Below are 1,047 nucleotides of genomic sequence, written 5' to 3'. Positions count from 1 at the left end.
GCCGGAGGCGATCAGCGTGGCGGCCTGGCGAGTGGTGATCGTGACCGCACGAGCACCACCACCGGTGGCGGGCTGGTCGGGCTGGCCGGGGCGGTTGAGGGTGGCCAGGTTGCACCTGTACTTGTCCAGCCCGTAGGCGTCCTTCTCAGGCGAGCACTCCCGATGAGACTGCTCCTCCCACAACGACGGATCCGAAGCCGTCACAACCGGACGCCCCTGAGACGCAGGCTCACCAGAATCCGGCGCGCTTTCTTGAGGGACAGTTTCAGTCACCTCCCCATAGGTTTCCACTCCTGTATCCGTATTCCCAGCAGTTACATTAGATTCAACAGTGGTGGAATCTGGGGTTGTGTTTCCGAGGGCTAGTGTCGGGAACATGAGTGGCGCGGCGAGGCTGGCGACGACAAAAGGGCGTGGCGCCGTCATTTGACTACCTCGACCCCACCGACAGACCAGCGTCCATTAACGTATCGTACGCCGAAGTTAAGGTTTCTTCCTTCGTCCGGAGCGGATGTCTTGGCTGCCCCTCCATCTCCAGGATGGGAAGTCATGGGGCCGTAATCTACGACTACCGTGACGCGATTGTAGTCGCGACCCTCTAGTTTTTCGTAGTATGTCACGTTGGTGAGATTCTGTTCCCATTTATCAATCCAGCCTCCGCCGGCATGCAGGCTGGTAGATCTGTCGATGGCTGATTGGCAGAATTTGCAACCGTCTTCGCTCATCTTTGCTAGCTCGGTGGTGTTGCCGGTCATGAAGGCGTAGCGGTAGAGGTCGAGGAAGTAGCCGACGCTGGCTGCTGCGCCCTCAGCGCTCTCCTCGTTCAGCTGCGGGGGCTTGGCCGGGGCGGGCTCAGCCAGGGCGGCATCGCGCTTGGCGCGCAGCTCAGGAGTCAGGGCCGCCTCCCGGGAGGCAGTCGCACTCGCGTTGGCATCAGCAATGCCCTTCTCCGCCCGAGCAATAGCCGCCGACGCGCTGGCACTGGCGCTCGCACTGGCCTCAGCCTTGGCATCCTTCACCGAGCAGGCCGCCACCCCCAGCGCCAGC

Annotated in this window: 1 protein-coding gene and 1 pseudogene; both read right to left on the bottom strand. The window is 62.3% G+C overall.

Annotated elements, in window-relative coordinates; all coding sequences use genetic code 11:
* Positions 1-378, bottom strand: a pseudogene (locus HMPREF3165_RS14010) (zinc transporter); the annotation flags it as partial.
* Between the two features lie 44 nt (positions 379-422).
* Positions 423-1,046 (bottom strand): DUF6318 family protein, encoded by a 624-nt coding sequence (locus HMPREF3165_RS12825; protein ID WP_083303216.1) that lies wholly within the window; start codon positions 1,044-1,046, stop codon positions 423-425.
* Position 1,047 lies beyond the last annotated feature (1 nt).

It is taken from the genome of Actinomyces sp. HMSC08A09, from assembly GCF_001807465.1.
Lineage (GTDB): Bacteria > Actinomycetota > Actinomycetes > Actinomycetales > Actinomycetaceae > Actinomyces > Actinomyces oris.
Note: the sequence above shows the minus strand (reverse complement) of the source record. Positions and strands in the feature narration are given on the sequence as shown.